This is a genomic window from Arthrobacter sp. BE255 (assembly GCF_031457335.1).
Classification (GTDB): domain Bacteria; phylum Actinomycetota; class Actinomycetes; order Actinomycetales; family Micrococcaceae; genus Arthrobacter.
Genome location: NZ_JAVDWK010000009.1, coordinates 35,805 through 58,814 on the forward strand (window position 1 = coordinate 35,805; position 23,010 = coordinate 58,814).

The 23,010-nt window shown below is 66.3% G+C and carries 22 protein-coding genes; 10 read left to right on the plus strand and 12 right to left on the minus strand.

Annotated features, from left to right (window positions below):
* Positions 1-100: 100 nt before the first annotated feature.
* Positions 101-4,501, minus strand: coding sequence for an SGNH/GDSL hydrolase family protein (locus tag J2X42_RS15355; RefSeq protein ID WP_310166568.1), 4,401 nt, complete (start codon positions 4,499-4,501; stop codon positions 101-103).
* A 374-nt stretch (positions 4,502-4,875) separates the two neighbouring features.
* On the opposite strand from J2X42_RS15355, the gene aztD reads away from it, so the two are divergent.
* On the plus strand, positions 4,876-6,198 hold the full coding sequence (aztD, locus tag J2X42_RS15360; RefSeq protein WP_310166570.1) for a zinc metallochaperone AztD: 1,323 nt from the start codon (positions 4,876-4,878) through the stop codon (positions 6,196-6,198).
* Between the two features lie 89 nt (positions 6,199-6,287).
* Here the strand turns inward: aztD and J2X42_RS15365 are convergent, their stop codons facing one another.
* The gene (locus J2X42_RS15365) at positions 6,288-6,722 is read right to left on the minus strand and encodes a DoxX family protein (protein ID WP_310166572.1); all 435 of its coding nucleotides are present in this window, start codon (positions 6,720-6,722) and stop codon (positions 6,288-6,290) included.
* 190 nt (positions 6,723-6,912) lie between these two features.
* Here J2X42_RS15365 and J2X42_RS15370 point away from each other — a divergent pair, with 190 nt between their 5' ends.
* The 3 genes from J2X42_RS15370 (at position 6,913) to J2X42_RS15380 (ending at position 9,414) form a co-directional block, all read left to right on the plus strand.
* The gene (locus J2X42_RS15370) at positions 6,913-8,295 is read left to right on the plus strand and encodes an MATE family efflux transporter (RefSeq protein ID WP_396134088.1); all 1,383 of its coding nucleotides are present in this window, start codon (positions 6,913-6,915) and stop codon (positions 8,293-8,295) included.
* 25 nt (positions 8,296-8,320) lie between these two features.
* On the plus strand, positions 8,321-8,911 hold the full coding sequence (locus tag J2X42_RS15375; protein WP_310166575.1) for a hypothetical protein: 591 nt from the start codon (positions 8,321-8,323) through the stop codon (positions 8,909-8,911).
* Positions 8,912-9,018: 107 nt separating this feature from the next.
* Positions 9,019-9,414, plus strand: coding sequence for a hypothetical protein (locus tag J2X42_RS15380; protein WP_310166577.1), 396 nt, complete (start codon positions 9,019-9,021; stop codon positions 9,412-9,414).
* A 27-nt stretch (positions 9,415-9,441) separates the two neighbouring features.
* On the opposite strand, the gene J2X42_RS15385 is transcribed toward J2X42_RS15380, so the two are convergent.
* The gene (locus J2X42_RS15385) at positions 9,442-9,987 is read right to left on the minus strand and encodes a CGNR zinc finger domain-containing protein (protein WP_310166578.1); all 546 of its coding nucleotides are present in this window, start codon (positions 9,985-9,987) and stop codon (positions 9,442-9,444) included.
* A 70-nt stretch (positions 9,988-10,057) separates the two neighbouring features.
* On the opposite strand from J2X42_RS15385, the gene J2X42_RS15390 reads away from it, so the two are divergent.
* A complete protein-coding gene (locus tag J2X42_RS15390) occupies positions 10,058-11,098 on the plus strand; it encodes an EamA family transporter (protein ID WP_310166581.1) in 1,041 nt (346 codons plus the stop codon).
* A gap of 95 nt (positions 11,099-11,193) precedes the next feature.
* Here J2X42_RS15390 and J2X42_RS15395 read toward each other — a convergent pair whose 3' ends face one another.
* On the minus strand, positions 11,194-11,457 hold the full coding sequence (locus tag J2X42_RS15395) for a WXG100 family type VII secretion target (RefSeq protein ID WP_310166486.1): 264 nt from the start codon (positions 11,455-11,457) through the stop codon (positions 11,194-11,196).
* Positions 11,458-11,667: 210 nt separating this feature from the next.
* Between J2X42_RS15395 and J2X42_RS15400 the strand changes: the two genes are divergently transcribed.
* On the plus strand, positions 11,668-11,940 hold the full coding sequence (locus J2X42_RS15400) for a DUF2277 domain-containing protein (protein WP_310166583.1): 273 nt from the start codon (positions 11,668-11,670) through the stop codon (positions 11,938-11,940).
* Positions 11,941-11,973: 33 nt separating this feature from the next.
* Here J2X42_RS15400 and J2X42_RS15405 read toward each other — a convergent pair whose 3' ends face one another.
* The 6 genes from J2X42_RS15405 to J2X42_RS15430 all read right to left on the minus strand — a co-directional run bounded on the left by J2X42_RS15405 (position 11,974) and on the right by J2X42_RS15430 (position 17,460).
* The gene (locus J2X42_RS15405; protein WP_396134094.1) at positions 11,974-14,301 is read right to left on the minus strand and encodes a heavy metal translocating P-type ATPase; all 2,328 of its coding nucleotides are present in this window, start codon (positions 14,299-14,301) and stop codon (positions 11,974-11,976) included.
* 86 nt (positions 14,302-14,387) lie between these two features.
* Positions 14,388-14,618, minus strand: a complete 231-nt coding sequence (locus J2X42_RS15410; protein WP_310166588.1) for a cation transporter — start codon at positions 14,616-14,618, stop codon at positions 14,388-14,390.
* A gap of 48 nt (positions 14,619-14,666) precedes the next feature.
* Positions 14,667-15,017, minus strand: coding sequence for a metal-sensitive transcriptional regulator (locus J2X42_RS15415; RefSeq protein WP_310166590.1), 351 nt, complete (start codon positions 15,015-15,017; stop codon positions 14,667-14,669).
* 331 nt (positions 15,018-15,348) lie between these two features.
* Positions 15,349-15,861, minus strand: coding sequence for a universal stress protein (locus J2X42_RS15420; RefSeq protein WP_310166592.1), 513 nt, complete (start codon positions 15,859-15,861; stop codon positions 15,349-15,351).
* Between the two features lie 55 nt (positions 15,862-15,916).
* Positions 15,917-16,645, minus strand: a complete 729-nt coding sequence (locus J2X42_RS15425) for a class F sortase (protein ID WP_310166594.1) — start codon at positions 16,643-16,645, stop codon at positions 15,917-15,919.
* Positions 16,646-16,749: 104 nt separating this feature from the next.
* On the minus strand, positions 16,750-17,460 hold the full coding sequence (locus tag J2X42_RS15430) for a hypothetical protein (protein ID WP_310166595.1): 711 nt from the start codon (positions 17,458-17,460) through the stop codon (positions 16,750-16,752).
* Between the two features lie 301 nt (positions 17,461-17,761).
* Here J2X42_RS15430 and J2X42_RS15435 point away from each other — a divergent pair, with 301 nt between their 5' ends.
* The 3 genes from J2X42_RS15435 (at position 17,762) to J2X42_RS15445 (ending at position 19,471) form a co-directional block, all read left to right on the plus strand.
* Entirely contained in the window at positions 17,762-17,962 is a 201-nt protein-coding gene (locus J2X42_RS15435) for a hypothetical protein (protein WP_310166596.1), read from the plus strand.
* Positions 17,963-18,036: 74 nt separating this feature from the next.
* Positions 18,037-19,191: an exo-alpha-sialidase gene (locus J2X42_RS15440; RefSeq protein ID WP_310166598.1), complete on the plus strand. Its 1,155-nt coding sequence runs from the start codon at positions 18,037-18,039 to the stop codon at positions 19,189-19,191.
* Complete coding sequence (locus J2X42_RS15445; protein ID WP_310166600.1) at positions 19,184-19,471, plus strand: MoaD/ThiS family protein; 288 nt, start codon at positions 19,184-19,186, stop codon at positions 19,469-19,471. The genes J2X42_RS15440 and J2X42_RS15445 overlap by 8 nt, the downstream gene beginning before the upstream one ends.
* Before the next feature lie 87 nt (positions 19,472-19,558).
* Here the strand turns inward: J2X42_RS15445 and J2X42_RS15450 are convergent, their stop codons facing one another.
* Both J2X42_RS15450 and J2X42_RS15455 read right to left on the minus strand, forming a co-directional pair.
* Positions 19,559-19,795 carry a hypothetical protein gene (locus tag J2X42_RS15450; RefSeq protein ID WP_131131975.1) on the minus strand — a complete coding sequence of 79 codons (237 nt, stop codon included), beginning with the start codon at positions 19,793-19,795 and terminating at the stop codon, positions 19,559-19,561.
* A 127-nt stretch (positions 19,796-19,922) separates the two neighbouring features.
* Positions 19,923-21,149: a pyridoxal phosphate-dependent aminotransferase gene (locus J2X42_RS15455; protein ID WP_131131974.1), complete on the minus strand. Its 1,227-nt coding sequence runs from the start codon at positions 21,147-21,149 to the stop codon at positions 19,923-19,925.
* Between the two features lie 100 nt (positions 21,150-21,249).
* On the opposite strand from J2X42_RS15455, the gene J2X42_RS15460 reads away from it, so the two are divergent.
* Positions 21,250-22,983, plus strand: a complete 1,734-nt coding sequence (locus J2X42_RS15460) for an alpha-glucosidase (RefSeq protein ID WP_310166792.1) — start codon at positions 21,250-21,252, stop codon at positions 22,981-22,983.
* Positions 22,984-23,010 lie beyond the last annotated feature (27 nt).

Consider the following 23,010-nt stretch of genomic DNA (forward strand, 5'->3'; position numbering starts at 1 on the left):
GGGTTGGGGCTGACACATAGCCGCAACAGGAACTGCCCCGTCCGCCACTTTCGGCGGTCGGGGCAGCCCTGTTTTTTGGGTCAGGCCTTACGGCCCGCGGTTACTTCGCGCCGGTGTAGGTGATGTCCGGCTGCGCGGGCAGGTCCATGCCGACCCCGATGAAGAAGCTGGGGTGCGGCGGCTGGTTGTAGGCGATGTTCTCGCGTGCAACGGACTGCCGGTACACCGGATCGTGCATCAGCGTCCGGAGACGGACGTCGGTGCCGGCTGTGGTGGTGTAGATCCGCAGTTCGGTGCTGTCCGACGACGGCCAGGCGAGTTCCTCACGCCAGTCACCGAGGAGATCGGCCTGGATGGCCGGTGTTCCCTTGGTGCTGTTGTTGGACTTCGCGCCGGCGGCTGTCAGGAGCCGGTCGCTGGTTTCGGTTTCCCAGTTCCATTTGGAGATGGTGGGCGTTCCCTTGCTGGTGGTGGCGTCCCAGTCGTGGTCAACGATCTCCCGGAGCAGGTCACCGTCCCACCACGCCAGGAAGTTGGCTGCCGGGATGTTGTTGGCGATCAGTTCACCCTTGGCTGAGCGCAGCTCACCGACGGGGGAGTTCCACGCGGCGTCGCCGCCGATCGCCCAGCCCTCTGCCCCGGCGTACCGGGGGTCGATGTCGCCGGCGGCCGCGCGGCCGGTGTCCTTGGTGGCCGGGATGCTCCACAGGACTTCGCCGGTCCGGGAGTCACGGAACGTGGCGCCCTTGTTGCCGCTGGAACCCATGTCCTCGTGGGCCGCGAAGGTTTCGAGCCCGGGCCGGGAGGGGTCCAGGTCGGACGTGTGGATGGCGTCACCGTGGCCAAGGCCGGTGCTGTAGAGCGGCTTGCCGTTGTCGTCGATGGTCATGGAACCGAAGACGAACTCGTCCTTGCCGTCGGCGTCAACGTCCGCCACGGACAGGTTGTGGTTGCCCTGGCTGCGGTACTGGGCTCCTGCGATGTCTGAATCGAAGATCCAGCGTTTGACGATCTTGCCGCCGACGAGGTCGTAGGTGGCCAGGACGGTCCGGGTGTAGTAGCCGCGGCTGAACATCATGGAGGGGTGTTCGCCGTCGAGGTAGGCGACGGCGCCGAGGAACCGGTCCACCCGGTTGCCGTAGGCGTCGCCCCAGGCTGCCACGTCGCCGCGGGGAGGTTCGTAGGCCACGGTGTCCATGATGGTGCCCGTGGCCCCGTGGAACACTGACAGGAACTCCGGCCCGGTCAGCACGTAGCCGCTGCTGTTGCGGTAGTCCGCAGTGGGGTTTCCGATCGCGGTGCCGGCGGCGTCGCGGGTACCGTCCGCCGTCTTCATCGCGACTTCGGCCTTGCCGTCGCCGTCGAAGTCGTAGGCAAGCACCTGCGTGTAGTGCGCGCCGGCGCGGATGTTCGGTCCCATGTTGATCCGCCAGAGCTTGGTGCCGTCCATTTTGTAGGCGTCCACGTAGACAGTGCCGGTGTAGCCCGCCTGCGAGTTGTCCTTGGAGTTGGACGGGGACCACATCTGGATGATCTCGTACGTGCCGTCGCCGTCGACGTCGGCAACGCTGGAGTCACCCGCGGAGTAGGTGTACGGCTGGCCGTCCTTCGTGTAATCGTCGGCAGGCTTGTCCAGCTTGACCCCCAGGTAGTCCTGGGCGAGCGGCGTGAACCCGGCGGTGAGCTGGTCCCCGCCATTGCCCACGGCCTTGACCACATACCGGGACGCGGCGGTGCCTGTTGGGTCGAGGAAGGTGGTGCTGTTCCGGATGGGCTCCTCGGTGAGCTGGACGCCGTCGCGGATGATGTGGAAGCCGATCTGCTCAGTATCCAGGCCCAGCATTCGCCAGCCCACTCGGACACCCTGGTCGGTGAGGAGCGCAACGGGCGCGCGGTCCAGGTTCTCCAGCTGCCGGTTCACCACGGTGACCTTCTCGGTTCCGATGACCGCCGAGGGTGCGGATTCGCCGCCCTTGTTCACGGTGGTCACGCGGTAGTAGAACTTGATGGTGGTCAGGACTGAGAAGTCCGTGAAGTTCACCTCTGTGGCCCGGCCGGCGTACTCGAACGGCCCGTCAGGGGACGTTGACCGGTAAACCTGGTAGGCGGCGGCTCCGGCGACCTTCTGCCACTTGAGTGAGACGCTGTTCTTCTCGACTGCCTTGACGTCCAGCTTTGTGGTTGCCGCGGGGACCGCCGTGCCCGGGTCCACCAAGGCAACCTCGAAGGTGTTGGACGGAACGGACTCCAGGCCCGTGTTGTCCACGGCCGTGACGAAGTACTTGTACTTCAGGCCGGCGAACGCCGTGCTGTCGCGGTAGGAAGCGGACGTGACGTTTTCCGCGATCAGCTGGGGCCCGGTCTCGAAAGAGGCCTGGCGGAACACCTTGTAGCTTGCCGCGTCTCCCACCGCATCCCAGGCGAGGTCAACAGCCGGCGGTTCAGCGCCGGCATCCACGGCTGTGGTGTGCAGGTTGGTGGGGCCCACCAGCAGTGGTGTGACCTCGAGGCCGTTAAGCCGCTGGCCCGAGCCGCTGATGGTGAGGTTCAGCTGGCCATCGGACACCAGGACCTGGTTGATGATCTTGGTCGCGGATGAGGCCTTGCTGGACGCGACCTGGCCGTAGGGGGTGCCTTCGGCGGCGACGTCGGTCCGGGTGGAGCCGATCCAGTCACTGTGGTACGTCTTCAGGGCGTAGGTGCCGTTCGGGACGTCGAGCTGGAATTCGAAGCTGGAACCGCTGAGGACAAAGTCGCGCAGCAGGTTGGTGGTTACGGCGCCGCGGTCGCGGTCGCTGAGGACGGTGATGTCCTTGAACCCGAAGCCGCGCTCCGGAGTGTAGGCCATGGTCCGGTTGACCTCGGTGTATCCGGCCTCGAGCGGGGCTCCCGCCGGGCCGAAATCGAAGCGGTATTTGGCTTCCTTGGTGGTCACGTTCAGGGTGTCGCTGGGTTCGGACAGGCCCTTGCCGTTCATGGCGGCGATGCGGACATTGTAGGCAGTTCCTTCGGCCAGCCCGGAGAGATTGGCCGTTGGGACGGTGGCCGTCGTAGCCAGCGCCCAGGAGCTGTCCGGTTCGGAGGCAAGTTTCCGGTACACCTTGTAGATGTCCGCACCTGCAACGGGCTGCCATTTGAGCAGCGCGCCGGCGTTGGACACGCTGCCGGCCACCAGGCCCTGCGGTTTCGCGGGAACGGCCGACGGCGGTGCGATCTCCTCAACGTGGGCGGCCAGCGGCAGGCTGAGCTGCTTCACGCTGCCCGCGATCAGGCGGGCGATCTGGATGGCGCCGTATTCCTGGAAGTGCGTGTTGTCCACGGTGCCCGTGGGCCGGTTCGGGTACACGCCGGCGTCGACGTGCAGGAACACGGACTTGGTGTCCTCCGGGCCGATGGCGTCGTAATAGGCGCGGCTCAGGGCGGACAGGTCCACCAGGGCCACATTCTCTTCGGCGGCCAGTTCCTGCATTTTGGCCACGTACTCGGGGAAGCTGACGTTGAATTTTCCGGTGGCCTCGTCGTAGTCGCGCCGTCCCACCGGGGTGACCAGCACAGGGGTGGCGCCGCGCTGACGGGCACCGTTGACGTAGGTCCGAAGGTATTCCTTGTAGTCCGCCGGGGACGCGTAGCGGTCATCGACGCCGATGGTGGCGTCGTTGTGGCCGAACTGCACCATGAGGTAGTCGCCGGGGTTGATGACCCGCAGGATCTCGTCGAGCCGTCCCTGGCTGATGAAGTTCTTGGAGCTGCGGCCGCCGATGGCGTGGTTCCTGAAGGCCACTTTGTCATCGAAGAAGCGGTCAATCATCTGGCCCCAGCCCGCCTGGGGAACGTAGCCGGCGTCGTAGGTCTGGACGGTGGAGTCCCCGGCAAGGTAGACGCCGGGGTCAGTAGTGGCAGTCCGCGGTGCGCGGGCGGCAATCACGAGTGAGTTGATCTTGGCCGCCGTGCCGGAGAAGTCCAGGTTCAGCTGGCCGTCCACCAGGGAAATGGGGAACTCCATTTCCAAAAACTGGCCGGCCGCCTTGTCCGTGAGCTGGACCTTGGCCATCTTCTCCGCCGTGATGGCGATATTGGTTGCTTCGGCGGCATCTCCGGCAATGAGTTTGACGGTGTAGTCGCCGTTGGGCAGGTCCACCAGGAAGCTGCTGCCCTGTGCCTGGACGAAGTCAGAGCGGAGGGCGTCGCCGGTGCCGCGGTCCACGCCGGACGTCACGGCGGTGTCCGTAAAGCCGAACGTGCCGGCGGCGGAGTACGCAGTCCCGGCGTCAACATGGGTGTAGCCGGCTTCGGTGCTGCCGGGGCCGAAGTCGAAGCGGAATCCGCTGCCCACGGGCGGCAGGGACGTGTCGGCCTCGACGGCCGGCAGGCCGGTGAAGGCGATGGCCGCGGAGGCGACAGCTGCCGTGACGGCTTTGGCGCCCGTGTAAAGGCGCCTTTTGCTGCTGCGGCGCGGAGGGCCGTCCTTGCCGAACGGACTGTCTTGAGGGGGATGGTTCACAAACATCTCCTTTGATGGGCTGTGGCGGTGTCCGACCACTGTGTCGGACCTTGGATCGTTTCAATGCGAACGGAAACTCTGCGGATGCTGCTTTGCCTGGGTTGGGGCCGGCCAGCGGACTGGCGGCAGAAGCCGGAACGGAAGGTTGACGCCTCGGTGCTGCGATCCGGGCGGTGATGCGGACCGCCCATATGACCGCTCACAGGTTTATCAGTGCAACGTTGTAGAGGTCAAGCGTTTCCTGATTGTTTTCTGGGAGTTTTTGATGTCAAGTGTGCTGTTCTGGTGCACGTGGCCCGCGGCGAAGGTTTCGCCGTGACGCAGTCGACGTCATCCAACTTGCATCACTATTGATAATGACTATCGTTAGCGACATGACAATTACTCATCTACGCCCCAGGCTGCTGCGCCCGTACCGGCCAGTGCTCCCGGCGGTTCTCGCGGTTTCGGCACTTCTCCTCACGGCGTGCGGGACCGCTCCCGGCGAAGGCTCCGGGCCGGCACCGGGCCACGACGCCGACTCAGCCGGCACCTCCACCTCAGCCACATCAGGGCAGGCCAAGGAAAGCCAGGCACCCGCCCCCCGGCTGGTCATGACGCACGACTCCGGCATTACGGTCCTTGACGCTAAGACGCTCAAAGCGGTGGGGGAAACGCCCCTGGCGGGATTCAACCGCCTCAGTCCGGCCGGGGACGGCCGCCACGTCCTTGTGGCTACCGGCGACTCGTTCCGTGTCTTCGACGCCGGCGTGTGGACCGAGGCGCACGGGGATCACGGCCACTCGTATGTCGCAGCGCCGGAGCTGACGGACCGGGCTTTCAGCGCCAGCAAGTCCGGGCATGTGGTCCGCCACGCCGGCAGGACGGTGCTGTTCAGCGACGGCTCCGGCAAAGTGGAGGTCTTCGACCCTGCCACGCTGACTGACGCGCTCAAGACCGGCCTCCCCGCGACTACTGCGTACACCGCGCCGGAAGCCCATCACGGCGTCGCTGTCGAGCTGGCAGACGGCCGGCTTCTGGTCACTGTGGGCAACGAGGAAAGCCGTACGGGACTGGCCCTCCTGAGTGCGCCGGACGGGCCGGGCGGGGAACGGCGGGAGCTGCTCCGCAACGAGGAATGCCCCGGTGTCCATGGCGAGGCGGTTGCCGGTGAGGAAACCGTGGTGGTGGGTTGCGAAGACGGCATGCTGGTCTACAAGGATGGCGCCATCACCAAGGTTGCCAGCCCCGATCCCTACGGCCGGATGGGCAATCAGGCGGGAAGTGACGCCTCGCCCGTGATCCTTGGCGACTACAAGGTGGACAAAGATGCCGACCTGGAACGGCCCACCCGCATCTCGCTCGTCAATACGGAGACCGGCCAGCTGCAGCTGGTGGACCTTGGGGCCAGCTACTCCTTCCGCTCCCTGGGCCGCGGACCGGCAGGGGAGGCGCTGGTTCTGGGCACCGACGGGGCGCTGCATGTGATCGATCCGCTGGCGGGGCACAAGATCGGCGCTATTCCCGTGGTTCCTGCATGGGAGGAGCCCACTGAATGGCAGGATCCGCGGCCCACCCTGTTCGTCCAGGGGGCCATGGCTTACGTTACGGATCCGGCAGGCTCAAAGATCCATGCAGTGGACCTGAAATCCGGCAAGGTGGCGAGGAGTGCAGACCTTGACCGTGTACCTAACGAGCTGACGGGCGTCACTGGCTGACCGTCCGGTAGGCGCGGGAAGGCACCAAAAAACGACGGCGGCGGGGCACCTGAGTGCCCCGCCGCCGTCGTTCGCTGCTCTGTGAGCTGTCAGGCCAGAATGGCCAGCTTGGAGTTCGCGCGGCCAAAGAGGGCGCGGTCCACGGAGATGCGGCCGGCGCCCGTGAGGGCTACGGCCAATGCGGCTGCTGCCAGGAGCAGCACCAGTTCGTAGCCGCCGGTTGCCGCGAACACGCCGGCTGAGGCATGCACCAGGAAAAGGGCGCCCAGCATGTCAAGGGCCAGCAGGAGTGCGACGATCCGGGTCAGGATGCCCAGAATGAGGGCAACTCCGCCGGCCAGTTCGAGGACGGCCACTGCCGGAGCGGCGATTTCGGCAGCGGGAACACCCATCTTCGCGAAGGCGGCCTGGGTGCCGGCGATGGTCCATTCGTTGAACTTCTGCCAGCCATGGGCGGCGAAGAGGAAGCCGAGGATGACGCGCAGGATGGTTACTGCGGTGGTGGTAAGCGGGGTCTGGTTCATGAGAGTTTCACCGTTTCGGATGTCGGTCGGGGCTGTTTGCGTACAAGCGGGCCGGATCGCAGCGTTGAAGCTTGAAGTCCCAAGTCTTCCAAACCAATACTTGAAGTGTCAACAAATTGTGTCAGGATGTGTTGTTTATCATGGCGCGACGGAGCCCGCGTGGGGATCCCCGGCGCTGACGTCGGGCAGCATGTCCCGGCGCCCCGATAGGCTGGAAACCGTGCCACACCAATCCGCCCCTGCTGCCACAAAAACAACCGCCGGCCACTCCCGGGAAATCCTGCGTCTCGCCGTCCCCGCGTTCGGCGCCCTGATTGCCGAACCGCTGTTCCTGCTGGCGGATTCCGCCATCGTCGGGCACTTGGGGGTGGCCCAGCTGGCGGGAGTGGGCCTTGCGTCCGCCGTGCTGCACACCGCCGTTGGCCTGATGGTATTCCTCGCGTACTCCACCACACCGGCCGTGGCACGGGCACTCGGCGACGGCCAGCTGGGCAAGGCGCTGGCCGCCGGGCGCGACGGCGTGTGGCTGGCGCTGCTGCTGGGCGTTCTCCTGGCTGCTGCAGGCTTCATTGCGGCCGATCCGCTGGTGGGGCTCATGGGCGCGGACGGCGCTGTCCGGGTCTTTGCTGCCGACTACCTCCGCTGGTCCATGCCGGGACTTGTAGCCATGTTGCTCATTTTTGCCGGCACGGGCGTCCTCCGCGGGCTCCAGGACACCCGCACGCCGCTGGTGGTCGCGACGGCCGGGTTCGCCCTGAATATCGTCCTGAACCTCTGGCTCGTCTACGGCCTTGGCTGGTCGGTCACCGGCTCTGCTGTTGGCACCAGCATCGCGCAATGGGCCATGGCCGCCGTCTACCTCGTGATGGTCCAGCGCAACGCCTCCCGGCACGGCGTCAGCCTGCTCCCCGACTGGCGGGGCATCCGCGCCATGACGCGGATCGGATCATGGCTGATGCTGCGCACGCTCAGCCTGCGCATCGCCATTCTGGCCACGGTTCTGGTGGTGACGGCCCAGGGGCCCGTCAACCTGGCAGCGCACCAGCTCGCCATGACCATTTTCTCGTTCCTCGCCTTCGCCCTGGATGCCCTGGCCATCGCCGCGCAGGCCCTCATCGGCAAGGAACTGGGGGCCTCCAACCCCGCCAAGGCGCGGCTTCTCACCACCATCATGATCAGGTGGGGCATCGGCTTTGGCGTAATTACCGGTGTCCTCCTCGCGGTGGCCGCGCCCTGGGTGGGGCTCCTGTTCACGTCCGACGCCGGCGTCCACTCCGCGCTGACCGTTGCGCTGTGGGTGCTCGCCGCAGGGCAGCCGATCGCAGGTTATGTGTTTGTCCTCGACGGGGTGCTGATCGGCGCCGGCGATGCGAAGTACCTCGCAATTGCCGGCGTCGTCAACCTTGCCGTGTACGTTCCGCTGCTCCTGGCGGTCGCCGGCTCGGGCGCCTCCGGCGTGCCGGGGCTGGGGTGGCTGTGGGCGGCCTTCGCCCTGGGCTACATGGCAGCACGCGCCGTGACCCTCGGGGCGCGCGCCAGGTCCGACCGGTGGATGGTGCTCGGTTCGACGTAGCACGCGCGCCCACTAAACTGGACCGGTGACCCGCCCATTGACGCCAGCTGAAGCCGCCCACGGTACCGCCCCCCAGAAGGATCTGTGGAAACCCGTGCTGCTGCGTGCCATTGTTGCCCTGGTGTTCGGGGCCGTGACGATCTTCTGGGCTGCACCGTCCGTGGAGGTCATGGCGTGGGCCGGCGGAATCTACCTGCTGGCTACCGGGATCCTGGTGCTCCGGAGTGTCCCCAGGGCAGGCTTCCGGCGCGGCGACGGGCCCGGAAAGCTGTTTTCAGCCGCAGGCCTGATCCTTGCGGGAACCGGCGTGGCGCTGCCGCTGCTTCAGGGCGACCTGCCCTTCGGCATCATCGCATCGCTGGGCTTGGGCCTGGCAGGCGTGATCGAGGTGCTTTGCGGACTCCGGAACCGCCGCAGCCATGTGCTGGCCAGGGACTGGCTGGCCTCCGGCGTCATTGGCATCGGAACAGCCGTGGCCATCCCGTTCCTCATTGGCCTCGGGGCCCACGCCCTGCTGGGCGTCGCTGGCGGCGGCGCCATCATTGCCGGCGTGCTCTGGGTGCTGTCCGCGCTGACCCTGCGGCACGATGCCCGGGCCGCCGTCGTGAAGCCGTAAACTAGAAGCGTACGGTTCTACCCAGCGTAGAAGTTTCGCCGTACAGACCCAACGCACCATTCGAACCGGGCAGGCCTCCGCGCCGTGCCCGCAGGGGAGGAACCACCTTGGCAGACCAGCAACCAGGAAAACCGCGCAAGATGCGGACCTCGGTGAAGGGGCCGCTGATGTTCTCCGCGTTCTGGGCCGTCATCGCCTTTTTTGCCGTCCTCATTTTCGCTTCCGGCGGCAGCGCACGCGCCCCGCGCTTCGATTTGGCCTTCACCGGCGCCGGAATCGCATTCATTGTCACGCTGGTCATCGCCGCCATGCTCTCGATGAGCTACAAGGACAACGCCGAGCACCTTGGCAAAGGTTCGGGTGTGAACCTGAGCTCCGCCCGCAAGCCTTCCCACGGGTTCGGCGGCACGCCTCGGCAGTCCGGCCGCGAGGGCCAGGATGGTTCCCGGCCCGGCACTTCCGAGCCTGGCACCCCCGACGCCGACGGGCCGGCCGGGCGCTAAGCCCGCTCCTGCCCTAGGCGGTTTGCCCTAGCCGGCCTTTGCCTGGCGGGCGCGGTAGGCCGCGACGTGTGCCCTGTTGGCACAGTTGCCGGTGTCGCAGTACCGCTTCGAACGGTTGCGGGTGAGATCCAGGACCACCGCATCACAGTCATCCCCTTCGCACACCAGCATGCGGTCCATCTCCTTGCTCCGGATCACGTCCACCAGGGCCATGGCCGCCTCGGTGCCCATCCTGTCCGCCAGCGGCGCCTCGCGGGTGGTCGCATGCAGGTGCCAGTCCCACTGGTCGTGCTTCATCAGCTGCGGCAGTGCCCTGGCATCGCGCAGCAGGCGGTTCACGGATTCCACCGCTGAATCCTCATCCGAGGTCCACACGCCGGCGAGCTCGCTGCGCAGTTTATGGACGCTGGCCAGTTCCGCCGCGTCGCGCGCCCTGGCCCCGGTGAACCCTTCGGCTTCAAGGAAGCGGTCCAGGTCCGCAACTGTGCCCAGGGATTCCGTGCCGTTCGAGGCGCTGTTGATCAGATGCACCACGGTGCGCAGCGCCACCTCAGTGTCAGGGGCAAAAACCATCTTGACTCCTTACAGGGCCGGGCGTAATGTCATGACCATAACCCCACTTTACTCCTGACAGGAGGCGACAATGCCTGCCGCCACCAACCCGACCGGCACCCACATCACGGCCAGCCGCGGCTTTATGGCCTCGGGCCTTGGAATTGCGCTGTTCTCCTCCGCCGTCTTCGGCCTCTCCGGGTCCTTCGCCAAGGCGCTCCTGGAAACCGGCTGGTCCCCGGGCGCCGCCGTAACCGCGCGCCTCACCGGCGCCGCCCTGATCCTCGCAATTCCGGCCATCCCCGCCCTGCGCGGCAAATGGCACCAACTGCGCGACAACTGGGTCACGATCGTGCTGTTTGGCCTCATCGGCGTGGCCGCGTGCCAGCTGTTCTACTTCAACGCGGTGGCCCGCCTGTCGGTCGGAGTGGCCCTGCTCCTGGAGTATCTGGCCCCGGTGATCATTGTTCTCTGGCTCTGGGCAGCCAGCCGGAAACGGCCGCGCGCACTGACCTTCGGCGGGACGCTGCTTTCCCTTGCCGGACTCGTGCTGGTTCTTGACCTCACCGGCACCGTCAAGATCGATGTGGTCGGTGTGTTCTGGGGGATTGCGGCTGCGGTGTGCCTGGCCATGTACTTCTTCATCACCGCCAAGGAGAACGACTCCCTGCCACCGATCGTCCTTGCCTCCGGCGGCCTCATGGTGGGAGCGGCCGTGATGTGGCTGGCGGCCGCCACCGGCCTGCTTCCCATGGCCTTCAGCACGGCGGACACCAAACTTGGTCCCTGGACCACCCCGTGGTGGGTCTCACTGGGCGGCCTGGTGGTGCTGGCAACAGTCCTGGCCTACGTCTCCGGAATCATGGCCGCCCGTGCCCTCGGCTCCAAGGTGGCATCATTCGTTTCGCTGACCGAGGTGCTGTTTGCCGTGGTCTGGGCATGGCTGCTCCTCGGGGAACTGCCGGGGGCCATCCAGCTCCTGGGCGGAGCGCTTATTGTTGGCGGCGTCATCCTGGTCAGGCTCGATGAACTGCGGGGCCAGGCCATCACCCCGGTGATGGACGGCGGAGCACCCCGGCGGAAGGCGCCCTCACCGCTGGAGCACGCGAACGACGTCGAACCCGTCCCCTGACAGTCGGTCCGCCTCCAACAGCGCCGGCTGCTGCGTAAACGCCAACGGGCCCGGACACTGTGCTGTGTCCGGGCCCGTGGTTAATGCTGCTGTGGCTAGAGTGAAGCGTCCGACTGCTCCTGGGCGTTCCGCGTGGCCTTCTGGCTGGCTTCCTTGAGGGATTCAGCGACCCGGGTCAGCTGCGTCATGTGCTCACCGCTCCACTGCTGCTTGAAGGCGTCCGCGTCCGGGCCCAGCCACTGCGTGGAATTCAGCAGGTTGTTCAGGTTGTTCTTCTGCTGCTCGATCTCGTTTGCACCATGCTGCAGCTTGGTGCCAAGAGTCCTGAGCTGTTCTACATCTGCGCCCCACAAAGCCATGAGTATTCTCCTTAGTCTTGGATCCGATCCAGATCGGCATCCCCAGCGGCCCCCGGCTGATCCGGAAGATCCATTACCTAGAACCTATCCCGGCCCCAAAACACTGTCGATGGGGACCGCTGCCCATGCACCACTGCCCATGGGCGGGGGGCCTCCAACAGCACGAAGCAGGGGGTCGATCCCAGGCGTTCCAGAGCCTAGCATGGCCTTATGTGCCGGAATATCAGAACCCTCCACAACTTTGAACCGCACGCCACCTCCGAGGAGGTGCACGCCGCCGCCCTGCAGTACGTGCGCAAAATCAGCGGCAGCACCAAGCCGTCGAAGGCCAACGAGGAAGCTTTCGCCGAGGCCGTGCACGAGATAGCCCACATCACCCAGCACCTCCTGGACTCCCTGGTCAGCCACGCGCCGGCCAAGGACCGCGAGGAGGAGGCCGCCAAAGCAAGGGCGAGGGCTGCTGTGCGCTTCGGAACTGCCTGACGGCTTGCCGGCGGCGACACCCGCCGGAGGCTGTTACCTGCCGAAGCTGCGCAGCCGGAGTGAATTCGCCACCACCAGGACCGAGCTCGCGGCCATGGCGGCCCCCGCGATCATCGGGTTCAGGAGGCCCAAAGCAGCCACGGGGATGCCCACCGCGTTGTAGAAAAAGGCCCAGAACAGGTTGGTCCTGATCGTGGCCAGTGTCTTGCGGGACAATTCGATTGCCTGAGCCACCTGTCCCAGGTCGTTGCCCATCACGGTGAGGTCCGCGGCCTCGATGGCCACATCGGTGCCCGAACCCATGGCGATTCCGAGGTCCGCCTGTGCCAGGGCGGCGGCGTCGTTCACGCCGTCCCCCGCCATGGCCACAATGGCTCCATTGGCCTGCAGCCTCCGGACAGCATCCACTTTCCCGGCCGGCAGGACTCCGGCATACACGTCCTCCGGTGCAATGCCGACGGTGTCTGCCACCTGCGCGGCGACAGCGGAGTTGTCACCCGTCAGCAGGATGGGCCGGAGCCCCAGGGCCTTGAGCCGTGAGATGGCTTCCGCGGATCCCGGCTTGAGGGTGTCCCGGAGGCTGATGATGCCCGCCGCGGTTCCGTCCAGAGCCACCCAGATGGCCGTGGCTCCGGATGCCTCGGCGGCCCGGAGGGCCTCCTGCTGTTCGGTGGAGATGTGGACGCCGTTCTCCTGCAGCCAGCCGCTGCGGCCGGCCAGCACCGGGCGGCCTTCAACGGTGCCGGCAACGCCCCCTCCGGGTGCCGAGCGGAACTGCCCGACGGCGGGAAGCCGCCCGCCGTCGTCGTTCTGACCGTCCCCGCTCCGACGCGCCGTCAGGGTCGCCGGTTCACTGATCTGGGCGAGGGCGGACGCGGCAATCGCGTGGGCGATGGGGTGCTCCGAGGCTGCCTCCACGGCGCCGGCGAGGCGCAGGACCTCGGACGCGCTGAACCCCTCAAAAGCCACGGCATCGTCAACGGCGAGCCGGCCGGTGGTGACCGTGCCGGTCTTGTCCAGCAGGATGGTGTCCACGGTGCGGGTGTCCTCGAGCACCTGCGGGCCTTTGATCAGGATGCCCAGTTGGGCGCCGCGGCCGGTTCCGGTGAGCAGCCCCACCGGAGTTGCCAGTCCCAGCGCGCAGGGGCAGGCGATGACCAGTACGGCGACGGCGGCGGTGAAGGCGGCGCGCAGCTCGGCTTCGCTGACGTCGGGGCCCGCCGTGAGCAGCCATGCCGCGAAGGTCAGGCCGGCGATGACCAGGACCACCGGCACGAACACGGCGCTGACCCGGTCGGCGAGGCGGGCGATTGGTGCCTTGCCTGTCTGGGCCTGGGAAACCAGCCGGGCCATCTGTGCCAGGGTGGTTTCGGAACCCACACGGCTGGCGCGGACCAGCAGCCGGCCCGAGGTGTTAATGGTGGCTCCGGTGACCTTGCTGTCCGGGCCTACCTCCACGGGCACCGACTCGCCGGTGACCAGGGACGCGTCCACCGCAGAGTTGCCCTCGATCACCACACCGTCCGTCGCGATCTTTTCGCCGGGCCGGACCACGATGACGTCACCCACCTGGAGATCTTCGGCCGGGATCTTGGTTTCGTTGCCGCTGCGCAGGACCGTGGCGTCCTTCGCGCCCAGGTTCAGCAGTGCCCTGAGGGCGTCGCCGGCTTTCTGCTTGGCATTGGCCTCCAGGAAACGGCCAAGAAGCAGGAATGTGGTGACGACGGCAGCCACCTCAAAGTAGAGTCCGCCCGGTTCCATCCCCTCCATTCCCGGGTGTTCGGTCATTCGGGGGTTGCTGGACAGCTGCCAGGCCGAGAAGACGTAAGCGGCAATCACTCCGATGGAGACCAGCGTGTCCATGGTGGATGCCAGGTGGCGGGCATTGATGGCCGCTGCCCGATGGAACGGCCATGCCGCCCAGCTAACCACGGGCAACGCGAGAGCCCCTGCCACCCAGCCCCAGTTTGCAAACTGGAAGGCAGGGACCATGGAGATCAGGAAGACCGGCACCGTGAGGACGGCAGCCACGATGAGACGCGGCCGCAGCTGCTGTGCCGCGCCGCCGTGTGCCATGTGGTCCTCGTGCGTGGGTGCGGTGCCGGAGACATGCTCTGCATGCTCGCTCGTGCCTCGCTTAGACGCATGCTGCCGCATATCCCCGGCACCGCTTCGTGCGTCAATTCCACGGAGCCTTGCCTTGTAACCCGCGGCGTTTACCGTGTCCACCAGTTGCTGGTCCGTGATTCCTGCGGGGACTTTTACGTGGGCGGATTCCAGGGGGAGGTTGACCGTGGCTTCCACGCCGTCGAGCTTGCCGAGCTTCTTCTCTACCCGGTTCACGCAGGAGGCGCAGGTCATGCCCTCGATATCCAGGTCAACCACCCGGCTCCCGGCAGGATGGAGATGCTCAGTGCTCACGGCGTTTCCTCTGTTCGGTGGAAGGTTCAGGCCTCGTTGGCCACTACGAGGTACCCGGCCTCGGCTACGGCCTCGCCGATCTCGGAGGGTGAGAGTTCCTGGCTGGAAGTGATGGTGACCGTGGAGACGCCGCCGGCATTGAGGTCGACCTCGACCGCCTCGACGCCGGCGAGTGATTCAAGCTCTTCGCTGACCGACGAGATGCAGTGGCCGCAGGTCATGCCCGAAACGCTGACAGTGGTGGAGGTGGTGCTCATGGCTGGCTCCTTTGTGGGGGGCCGGCGCGATGCCGGCGAATGGGTGGTTTAGCGAAGCAGGCGGCCGATGGCATCGGCCGCCTCCTTGACCTTGACGTCGATGGCTTCGGCCCGGAGTGCGGGATCGGGCTCAGAGGCGGCTCCGACGACACAATGGCCGATGTGCTCCTCCACGAGCCCAAGGCTGACGGCGTGCAGGGCCTTGGTGACGGCCGAAACCTGGGTCAGGATGTCGATGCAGTACTTGTCCTCGTCAACCATGCGGGCAATGCCACGGACCTGGCCCTCAATGCGTTTGAGCCGGCGCAGGTAAGCGTCTTTGTTTCCAGTGTAGCCATGCTCAGGCGGGGAGCCTGGGCCGTGGGCCGGCTCCAAAACAGCGTCTTCCGGTGCATTCATAGTGCCAACATATACCCCATGGGGGTATCCCGCAAGTACCCCCTGGGGGTATCGGTTCAAACCTGGCCAGGGCAGGAACCGGCTTGCGGCGCCGCCGCCCGGAAGCCGGCGTGCCTGGAATTGGGCATTAAAAAGCTCCGGAGTGCGTTATTGGGGGATACGCACTCCGGAGCAGTATTTGGGGCAGATTAGCGATCCACTCCATCGGCCTGGATCGTCCTGCTTGAATCAGCTTACTTGCCGGTAGAGCCGTCCGCCACCACCTCGAATAACTACTTTCGCTTTATTATTTCGAGGCACCTTGGGCATGGCTTTTGCGGCATCTGCGGCCTCAGCCGGCGTCCTCGTGCGCAGGCATCCGGTACGGAACCACCAGGACGGGCCGGCTCTGGTGATGGCTGAGCCAGGCACCAACTGAGCCGTTGAGCGCCTCGGAGAGCCGGTGTGCCAGCCCCCGTTCCGAGGTTCCCACAATGATCATGGGAGCGTTGGTCTCCGCCGCAAGCCGGGCGAGGGCGCGGGCAGGATCCCCGGCCAGGGTGCGGAGGGTCCAGCTGATGGCGGGGTCTCCGGCGGTGCCGACGGCGTCCTCAATGACCGCCCGGATTCCCATCGTCACGGCACGGACGTCCTCGTCATCCTTCTCGGGATGAAGGGACAATCTGTGCGCGGAGCGGGCAGGATCCCATTCCACCAGGTAGCTCGCCTCATCAACGTAGGCGCAGAGCATCGGGGCGGAGAGCCGCGCGGCCAGCTGCGTTGCCGTTCGGAGGACCTCGGGGTGTTGATCAGGCATCACACCAACCAACAGTGGAGGCGGCCCGGTGAATCGTTCTGGAGTCATAGCTCATTCTCTGCCCCGCAGGCGTGCTTGAACAGGCCCTTGAGCTGGGGCTTCGTTATGCCGGTGAGGCGGAGACCACCACGTTCTTCCCCCACGGGTCTTCCGTATAGCAACTGATCAGGACAAGCCGGCTGGGCACCATGTCCCAGATGGGGCTGTCCTTGAGTGCGGCCTTGAGGTAGGTGGTCACGCTGTCCACGCGGTATCGGATGGTGCCGGTGGCGGTGACGACGTCGAATTCGTCGCCGGCGGCCGCTGCGGAGCTGAGGTGGTTGAACGGGGCATCCTGGCCCTCCCAGCTGTGGCCGATGACGTAGGTGGTGTTCTTCGAGCCGTTCCCCGGAACACCGAACGGCGTCAGCCAGTAGCCGTCCTTGGTGGTGGGCGGCACGATGGTCTGGTTTTCGACGGCGGTGCTGTCCGGTTCCAGCGGATGGACGGCCGTGTCCATGGCAGCTTTCGCGTAGATGATGCGCTGCGGGGCCGAAGCCTCCGGAAGGACCGGCGCGGCGGATACCGGTACCGCGGCCGGCGCGGACGCCGCCGGGGTGGGAGGGACGCCCGAAACCGCCAAGGGCAACGGCAGTTCGAAGACCGACGACGTCCCGGCGGAATAGGCGGCCGTGTTTGTTCCCGGCGTTGGGGCCCCGTGCTGGTCCAGCAGCGGGCCACCAAACGTGAAGGACAGGAAACCCATGAGGCCGCAGGCAAGGATGGCAACGTCTGCGCGGTTTAGGCCGCGGCGCCGCCTGGGCACTTCGTGCCGTCCGGTTTGCTTTGCCACGATGCTCCTCAGGCGTTTTGGAAAGTGTGCTTACAGGAAGGGCGCCCCGCCGTGAGCTGGCGGGGCGCCCTGCGTGTCAGTTCGGCCCAGTCCGAACTGTGCCCTTAGTCTGCCTGTGGTTCCAGGGACCTGCGGCGGATCGCAACCACTGCACCCGCACCGAGCATCACGCCCAGGCCCGCGAGCCAGGTGGGGGCACTCTCACTTCCTCCCACGGCAGTCTGCGCATTGAAACCCTGGTTGGTGCCCTGGCTGACAGCGACTGCCCCCGTGGCGGCCGGCGTCCTGCCTGTGGTGGCCGTCGTCGCCGGTGCCTGGACCACGACCGGTGACTGCACCACCGGTGCTTCCACAGCGGCCGGCGGGACCACGGTTTGTTCGGCCGGTGGTACTACAACGACCGGTTCGACGGGTGGTACTACAACGACCGGTTCGACGGGTGGTACTACAACGACGGGTTCGACGGGTGGTACCACGACGGGCGGGTCCACCACCACAACTGGCGGCTCCACCGGTGGGTAGATCGGTGGGGTTTCGCCCGGAGGCAGCGGGGCGCAGTTGGCGATGTAGGTGATCTTCCCGTCGTTCGTCCAGTTCAGGCCGTCGGGCAAGGACGAGTTCGGCGGAATGATGTCACCGGGATGCCCGGCGTGGCCGCTCAGGCCGTTCACGTTGAATGCAATTGCATCCCACACGGTTGCGCCTGTTCCGCCGGCATGGCAGACGACCACCTGATTAGGAGCAGCCATGGCCGGTGCTGTCAGAGTGATCAGCCCCAGCCCCATGACCCCCAGTGTGGCAAAGGTACGTTTCATTGTTTTCTTCTCCCCAGTAGTTTGAAACGGACCATGATGAGGGAGAGTAGCGATGACTCTAGGTGCCCCAGCAGCACGGTCAGCTTGCATGTCACTTCAGGCTAGGGCGGCCTTAAGAGGCAGTCGCGAGTAGCAGGTACTCGACTTTGGAAGCCGCTGAACTGCGGCGATACCTGCTCCTACGCGGAAACGGGGGAGCACTACTTGTTCCGCCAACAGGCAGCCGGCCCCCAACGCCGGGACCCTTGAACGTGGACATGGCCGCGCCTAACGTTGAGTCATACGAAAGGGCGTGACGGGCATGGAAATCTACATGTGGTGGCTGGACCTGGATTTGGCATCCAAGGAATGGCTCCGGGAAAACCTGCGGGCCGAGGAACTGCCCCTCCCGGTGCTGCAGGGGATCGCCGAGGCGGGCGGACCCCACCCTGAGAATCCCGTCGCGGTCCTCACGGAGGCGGACTGGGATTTCATTGAGACCCAGTCGGAATTCGTCGACTAGGCGGCTGGGAGTAAGCGGGCCGTAAGCCTTCGCTGCCCGACTGACCGTTGCGGCCTTCCGGCCTGAGTGGTTGCATGGGGTGCATGGCAACCACAGAGAGTTTTGTCCTGGCGATCGGAACCAAAAAAGGCCTTTGGCTGGCCACCAGCTCGGACCGGAAACAGTGGTCTTTCTCCGGTCCGCACTTCCTGATGAGCGAGATTCCCAGCATTGGCATAGATACCCGCGACGGCCGGACTCGGATCATGGTGGGCGTCAGGTCCGAGCACTGGGGGCCCACCGTGGCCCACTCCGATGACCTTGGCGCGACGTGGACCGAGCCCGAACAGGGAGCCATCACGTTTCCCGAAGACACCGGAGCCGCCGTGGAGCGCATCTGGCAGATCTACCCGGACGCAGAGTCGCGGCCCGGCGTGGTGTGGGCGGGCGCCGAACCCATTTCGGTGTGGAAATCCACCGACGGCGGCGAGCATTTCGAACTGAACCGCGGACTGTGGGACCACCCGCACCGGAGCGAGTGGGGTGCCGGTTACGGCGGCGCCGCCGCCCATTCGATCGTGGTCAACCCGGCAGGCGACAACGTGCACATCGCCATGAGCACCGGCGGGGTGTACCGCTCGCTCGACGGCGGCACCTCCTGGGAAGCCAGGAACAAGGGGATTTCGGCCCGCTTCAATCCGGATCCCTACCCCGAATTCGGCCAGTGCGTGCACAAGATCGCCGCGGATGCCGCCGTCGAAGGCCGCCTCTACGCGCAGAACCACCACGGTGTCTACCGCACGGACGACAACGGCGAGCACTGGGAATCGATCGCTGACGGGCTCCCCGCGGACTTCGGCTTTGTGATGCTCACCCATCCCCGGCGGGAAGGGACTGCCTGGGTGGTTCCGCTGAAGGCCGACGGCGAACGCATCCCTCCGGAGGGAAAGCTCGCCGTGCACCGCACGGACGACGCCGGGGCCACCTGGAAGCGCCTGGCGACGGGCCTGCCTGAGGGGGAGTACAACAGCGTGCTCCGCGACGCCGCGGGCGTGGATTCCGCCGAGCCGGCCGGAGTGTACTTTGGCACCCGCGGCGGCACGGTGTACGCCAGCGCGGATGAGGGGGAGACGTTTGCTGAAGTGGTCAGCCATCTCCCGGACGTTTTGTGTGTCCGCGCCGCCGTCGTCGCGGGGGCGGGGCTGCCGGAGCCGCGCATTCCGGAAACGGCGGCGGCCCAGGGTGCCTGATATCAGCGTGGTGCTGCCAAGCATCCTGCAGCCGCTGGCCGGCGGGCAGTCCATCCTGACTGCGCCCGCTGACGGGCCGGTGACGGTGGGGAAGCTCCTGGATTCTGTGACCGGGGGTTACCCGGTGCTGGCCAGGCGCCTGCGGGACGAGACCGGTGCGCTGCGCCGCTACGTGAATATCTACGTGGACGGCGAAGAAGTGCGCAGGCTCCAGGGCCTCGAAACTGAAGTGTCGGACGGCCAGGAAGTGCTGATCATCCAGTCGGTGGCCGGCGGCTAAGCCGGGCGGCTCCAAAACGGCGGGCAGTCCTGACTGACTACGCCCGCCGTCGTGGTGCTGATGGTGTGTGGAACGCAGGTTGCCCTGTCAGGCGATGCGCCACACGCTGCATTCGTCCGTATTGATTGCCTTGCGCATTCCTGTGTGGCGGTCCATGATCCAGACGACGCCGATGCCCGGGGCGGTCTCCTGGACGCTTCCGCGCCGGATCACGACGTCGTCGTAGCTTGGCCCCACTGAGAGGCGCGCTTCGATTTCGTCGCCGCGGTGGAGCTGGTCCAGGGCGCGGACCCGGGTTACATGGGCTTTGACTTCCTTCAACATGGCTGGGGCCTCCTGGACTGGAGCTGGGCGCCTGCGCTTGCCGGCAGTTCCAGTGTGGCGGGGCATTGTTGCGCCCGCGTTTCCTGACGGTTAGGGGCCGGTTAGATCTCGGCGCCCGGGATGCAGGTCAGTCCGCGACGCTGCTGCGGTACGTCGCCAGGAACGTGGAGATCCTCCGTACGGCTTCCTCGATGTCCAGGACCGACGGGAGGATCACGAAGCGGAAGTGGTCCGGCGCCGGCCAGTTGAAGGCCGAGCCGTGGGAGACCAGGATCTTCTGGTCCTGGAGGAGGTCAAGGACGAACTGCTCGTCACTCCTGATTGGGTAAAGCTCCGGGTCAAGGCGTGGGAACAGGTACATCGCTCCGGCGGCGGGGACGCACGTAACGCCGGGAATGGCCGTCAGGAGCTTGTACGCGAGGTCGCGCTGGTCGCGCAGCCTGCCGCCGGGCCGCACCAGCGCCTCGATGCTCTGGTAGCCGCCCAGGCAGGTCTGGATTGCATGCTGGGCCGGGACGTTGGGGCACAGGCGCAGCGACGCCAGGAGTTCGAGTCCTTCGCGGTAGGCGGCGGTGGCGGCGAGGGGGCCGGTGACTGCCACCCAGCCTGCCCGGTATCCGGGCATCCGGTAGGCCTTGGACAGGCCGCTGAACGTCAGGCAGCACACGTCTTCAGCCACGGAGGCTGTGTGGATGTGCGTGGCTTCCTCGTACAGCACCTTCTCGTAGATCTCGTCAGAGAACAGGACCAGGTTGTGCTTCCGTGCCAGCGTGGCGAACTGTTCCAGGATGTGCCGCGGGTACACCGCACCCGTGGGATTGTTGGGGTTGATGATCACGATCCCCTTGGTGCGGCTGGTGATCTTTGACTCGACGTCGGCCATGTCCGGCCACCAGTGCTCCGCCTCGTCGCAGAGGTAGTGCACTGGCTTGCCGCCGGTCAGGGTCACCGCGGCCGTCCAGAGGGGGTAGTCGGGCGCCGGGACCAGGATCTCGTCGCCGTTTTCCATAAACGCCTGCAGGCACATCGAGATCAGTTCGCTGACGCCGTTGCCGATGAAGATGTCCTCCACGCCGATCTGCATGAGCCCGCGCGTCTGGTAGTACTGCGAGATGGCGGTCCGGGCGGAGAAGATGCCCTTGGAATCGCTGTAGCCCTGGGCGCCCCGCAAGTGGTGGATCATGTCCACCACCACGGACTCCGGCGCTTCCATGCCGAACGGCGCGGTATCCCCGAGGTTCATCTTGAGGATCCGGTGGCCCTCGGCCTCCATGTTCTTGGCCGCCTGGAGGATGGGCCCGCGGAGTTCGTACCGGACGTTCTGGAGTTTGCTGGAGTGTTGCATAGCGCGCATGGTTGATCTTTTCACAGCAGGGGCCATTGACCGCAGTACCCGCGGGAACCAGACTTTCACTGAGCCTGCATCCCGCCGCGCCGTGTCCCAGGAGGAAGCCATGACCAGCCAGGAAACCCAGCCGGAAACAGCCCGCCGCGCGGGCCGGGAATGGTTCAAAAGCGCCGTGGTCTACCAGATCTATCCCCGCAGCTTTGCCGATTCCGACGGCGACGGCGTGGGCGACCTCCGCGGGATCCTCGGCCGGCTGGACTACCTCCGGAACCTGGGGGTCGACGTCGTCTGGCTGTCCCCGGTCTACCGCTCGCCGCAGGACGACAACGGCTACGACATCAGCGACTACCGGGACATCGACCCGGTCTTCGGCGACCTCGGCACGCTGGACGAACTGCTCGCCGGCCTGCACAGCCGCGGCATGAAGCTGGTGATGGACCTCGTGGTCAACCACACCTCGGACGAGCATCCGTGGTTCGTCGAATCCCGCTCGTCCAGGGACAGCCCCAAACGGGACTGGTACTGGTGGCGCGCTCCGCGGGACGGTGTGGAGCCGGGCGCGCCCGGGGCGGAACCGAACAACTGGGGCTCCGCGTTCTCCGGCCCGGCCTGGGAGTACGACGCCGCCAGCGGCGAGTACTACCTGCACCTGTTCTCGAAGAAGCAGCCCGACCTGAACTGGGAAAACCCGGAGGTCCGGGCCGCCGTCTACGACATGATGAACTGGTGGCTGGACCGCGGCGTGGACGGCTTCCGGATGGACGTCATCAATTTCATCTCCAAGGACCAGTCCCTGCCGGACGGCCCGCGGTCCGACGGGATGCTTTTCGGCGACGGCGGCCCGCACTATATCTGCGGTCCCCGGATCCACGAGTTCCTCCAGGAGATGCACCAGGAAGTCTTGGCCGGCCGGGACAAGGACCTGCTCACCGTCGGCGAAATGCCCGGCGTCACCGTCGAGGACGCCGTGCTGTTCACCGACCCCGCCAGGGAGGAGGTGGACATGGTGTTCCAGTTCGAGCACGTGGCCCTGGACCAGGAGGGCGGCAACAAGTGGCGGCCCCGGAAGCTCCTGCTTACCGACCTGAAGAAGTCCCTGGGCCGCTGGCAGGATGCGCTGGGGGAGCACGGCTGGAACAGCCTCTACTGGGGCAACCACGACCAGGCCCGGGCCGTGTCCCGGTTCGGCGACGACGGCCAGTACCGCGAGCTGTCCGCCAAGATGCTGGCCGCGGTCCTGCACCTGCACCGCGGCACGCCCTACGTCTACCAGGGCGAGGAACTGGGCATGACCAACATGACCTTCGGCGCCATCAGCGACTACCGGGACATCGAGGTCCTCAACCACCACCGGGAAGCCACCACCCACCTCGGCCACACCGACGCCGAAGTCCTGGCCGCGCTGGCCCCGCTCAACCGGGACAACGCCCGCACCCCGGTGCAGTGGGACGCCAGCCGCCATGGCGGCTTCACCACCGGTGCGCCGTGGATCGCTGTCAATCCGAATGCCAACACCATCAACGCGGCTGCGCAGGTGGATGACCCGGACTCCGTCTACAGCTTCTACCGCCGGGTCATCGAACTGCGCCACACGGATCCGGTGGTGGCCTACGGCGACTTCACCATGCTGCTTCCCGACGACGAGCACGTCTACGCCTTCACCCGCTCGCTGCCCGACGCGGAACTGCTGGTGCTGGGCAATTTCTCCGGTTCAGTCCAGAAAGCTGACGTCGGCGATCCCGCCTGGGCGGGCGCCGCCCAGGTGCTGGGGAATTACCCGTCCGACGGCGGCACGGACCTCCGGCCGTGGGAAGTGCGGGTTCTGCGCCGGGACGTGTAAGCCGGCGCCGGTAGGGGGAGGCTGCGG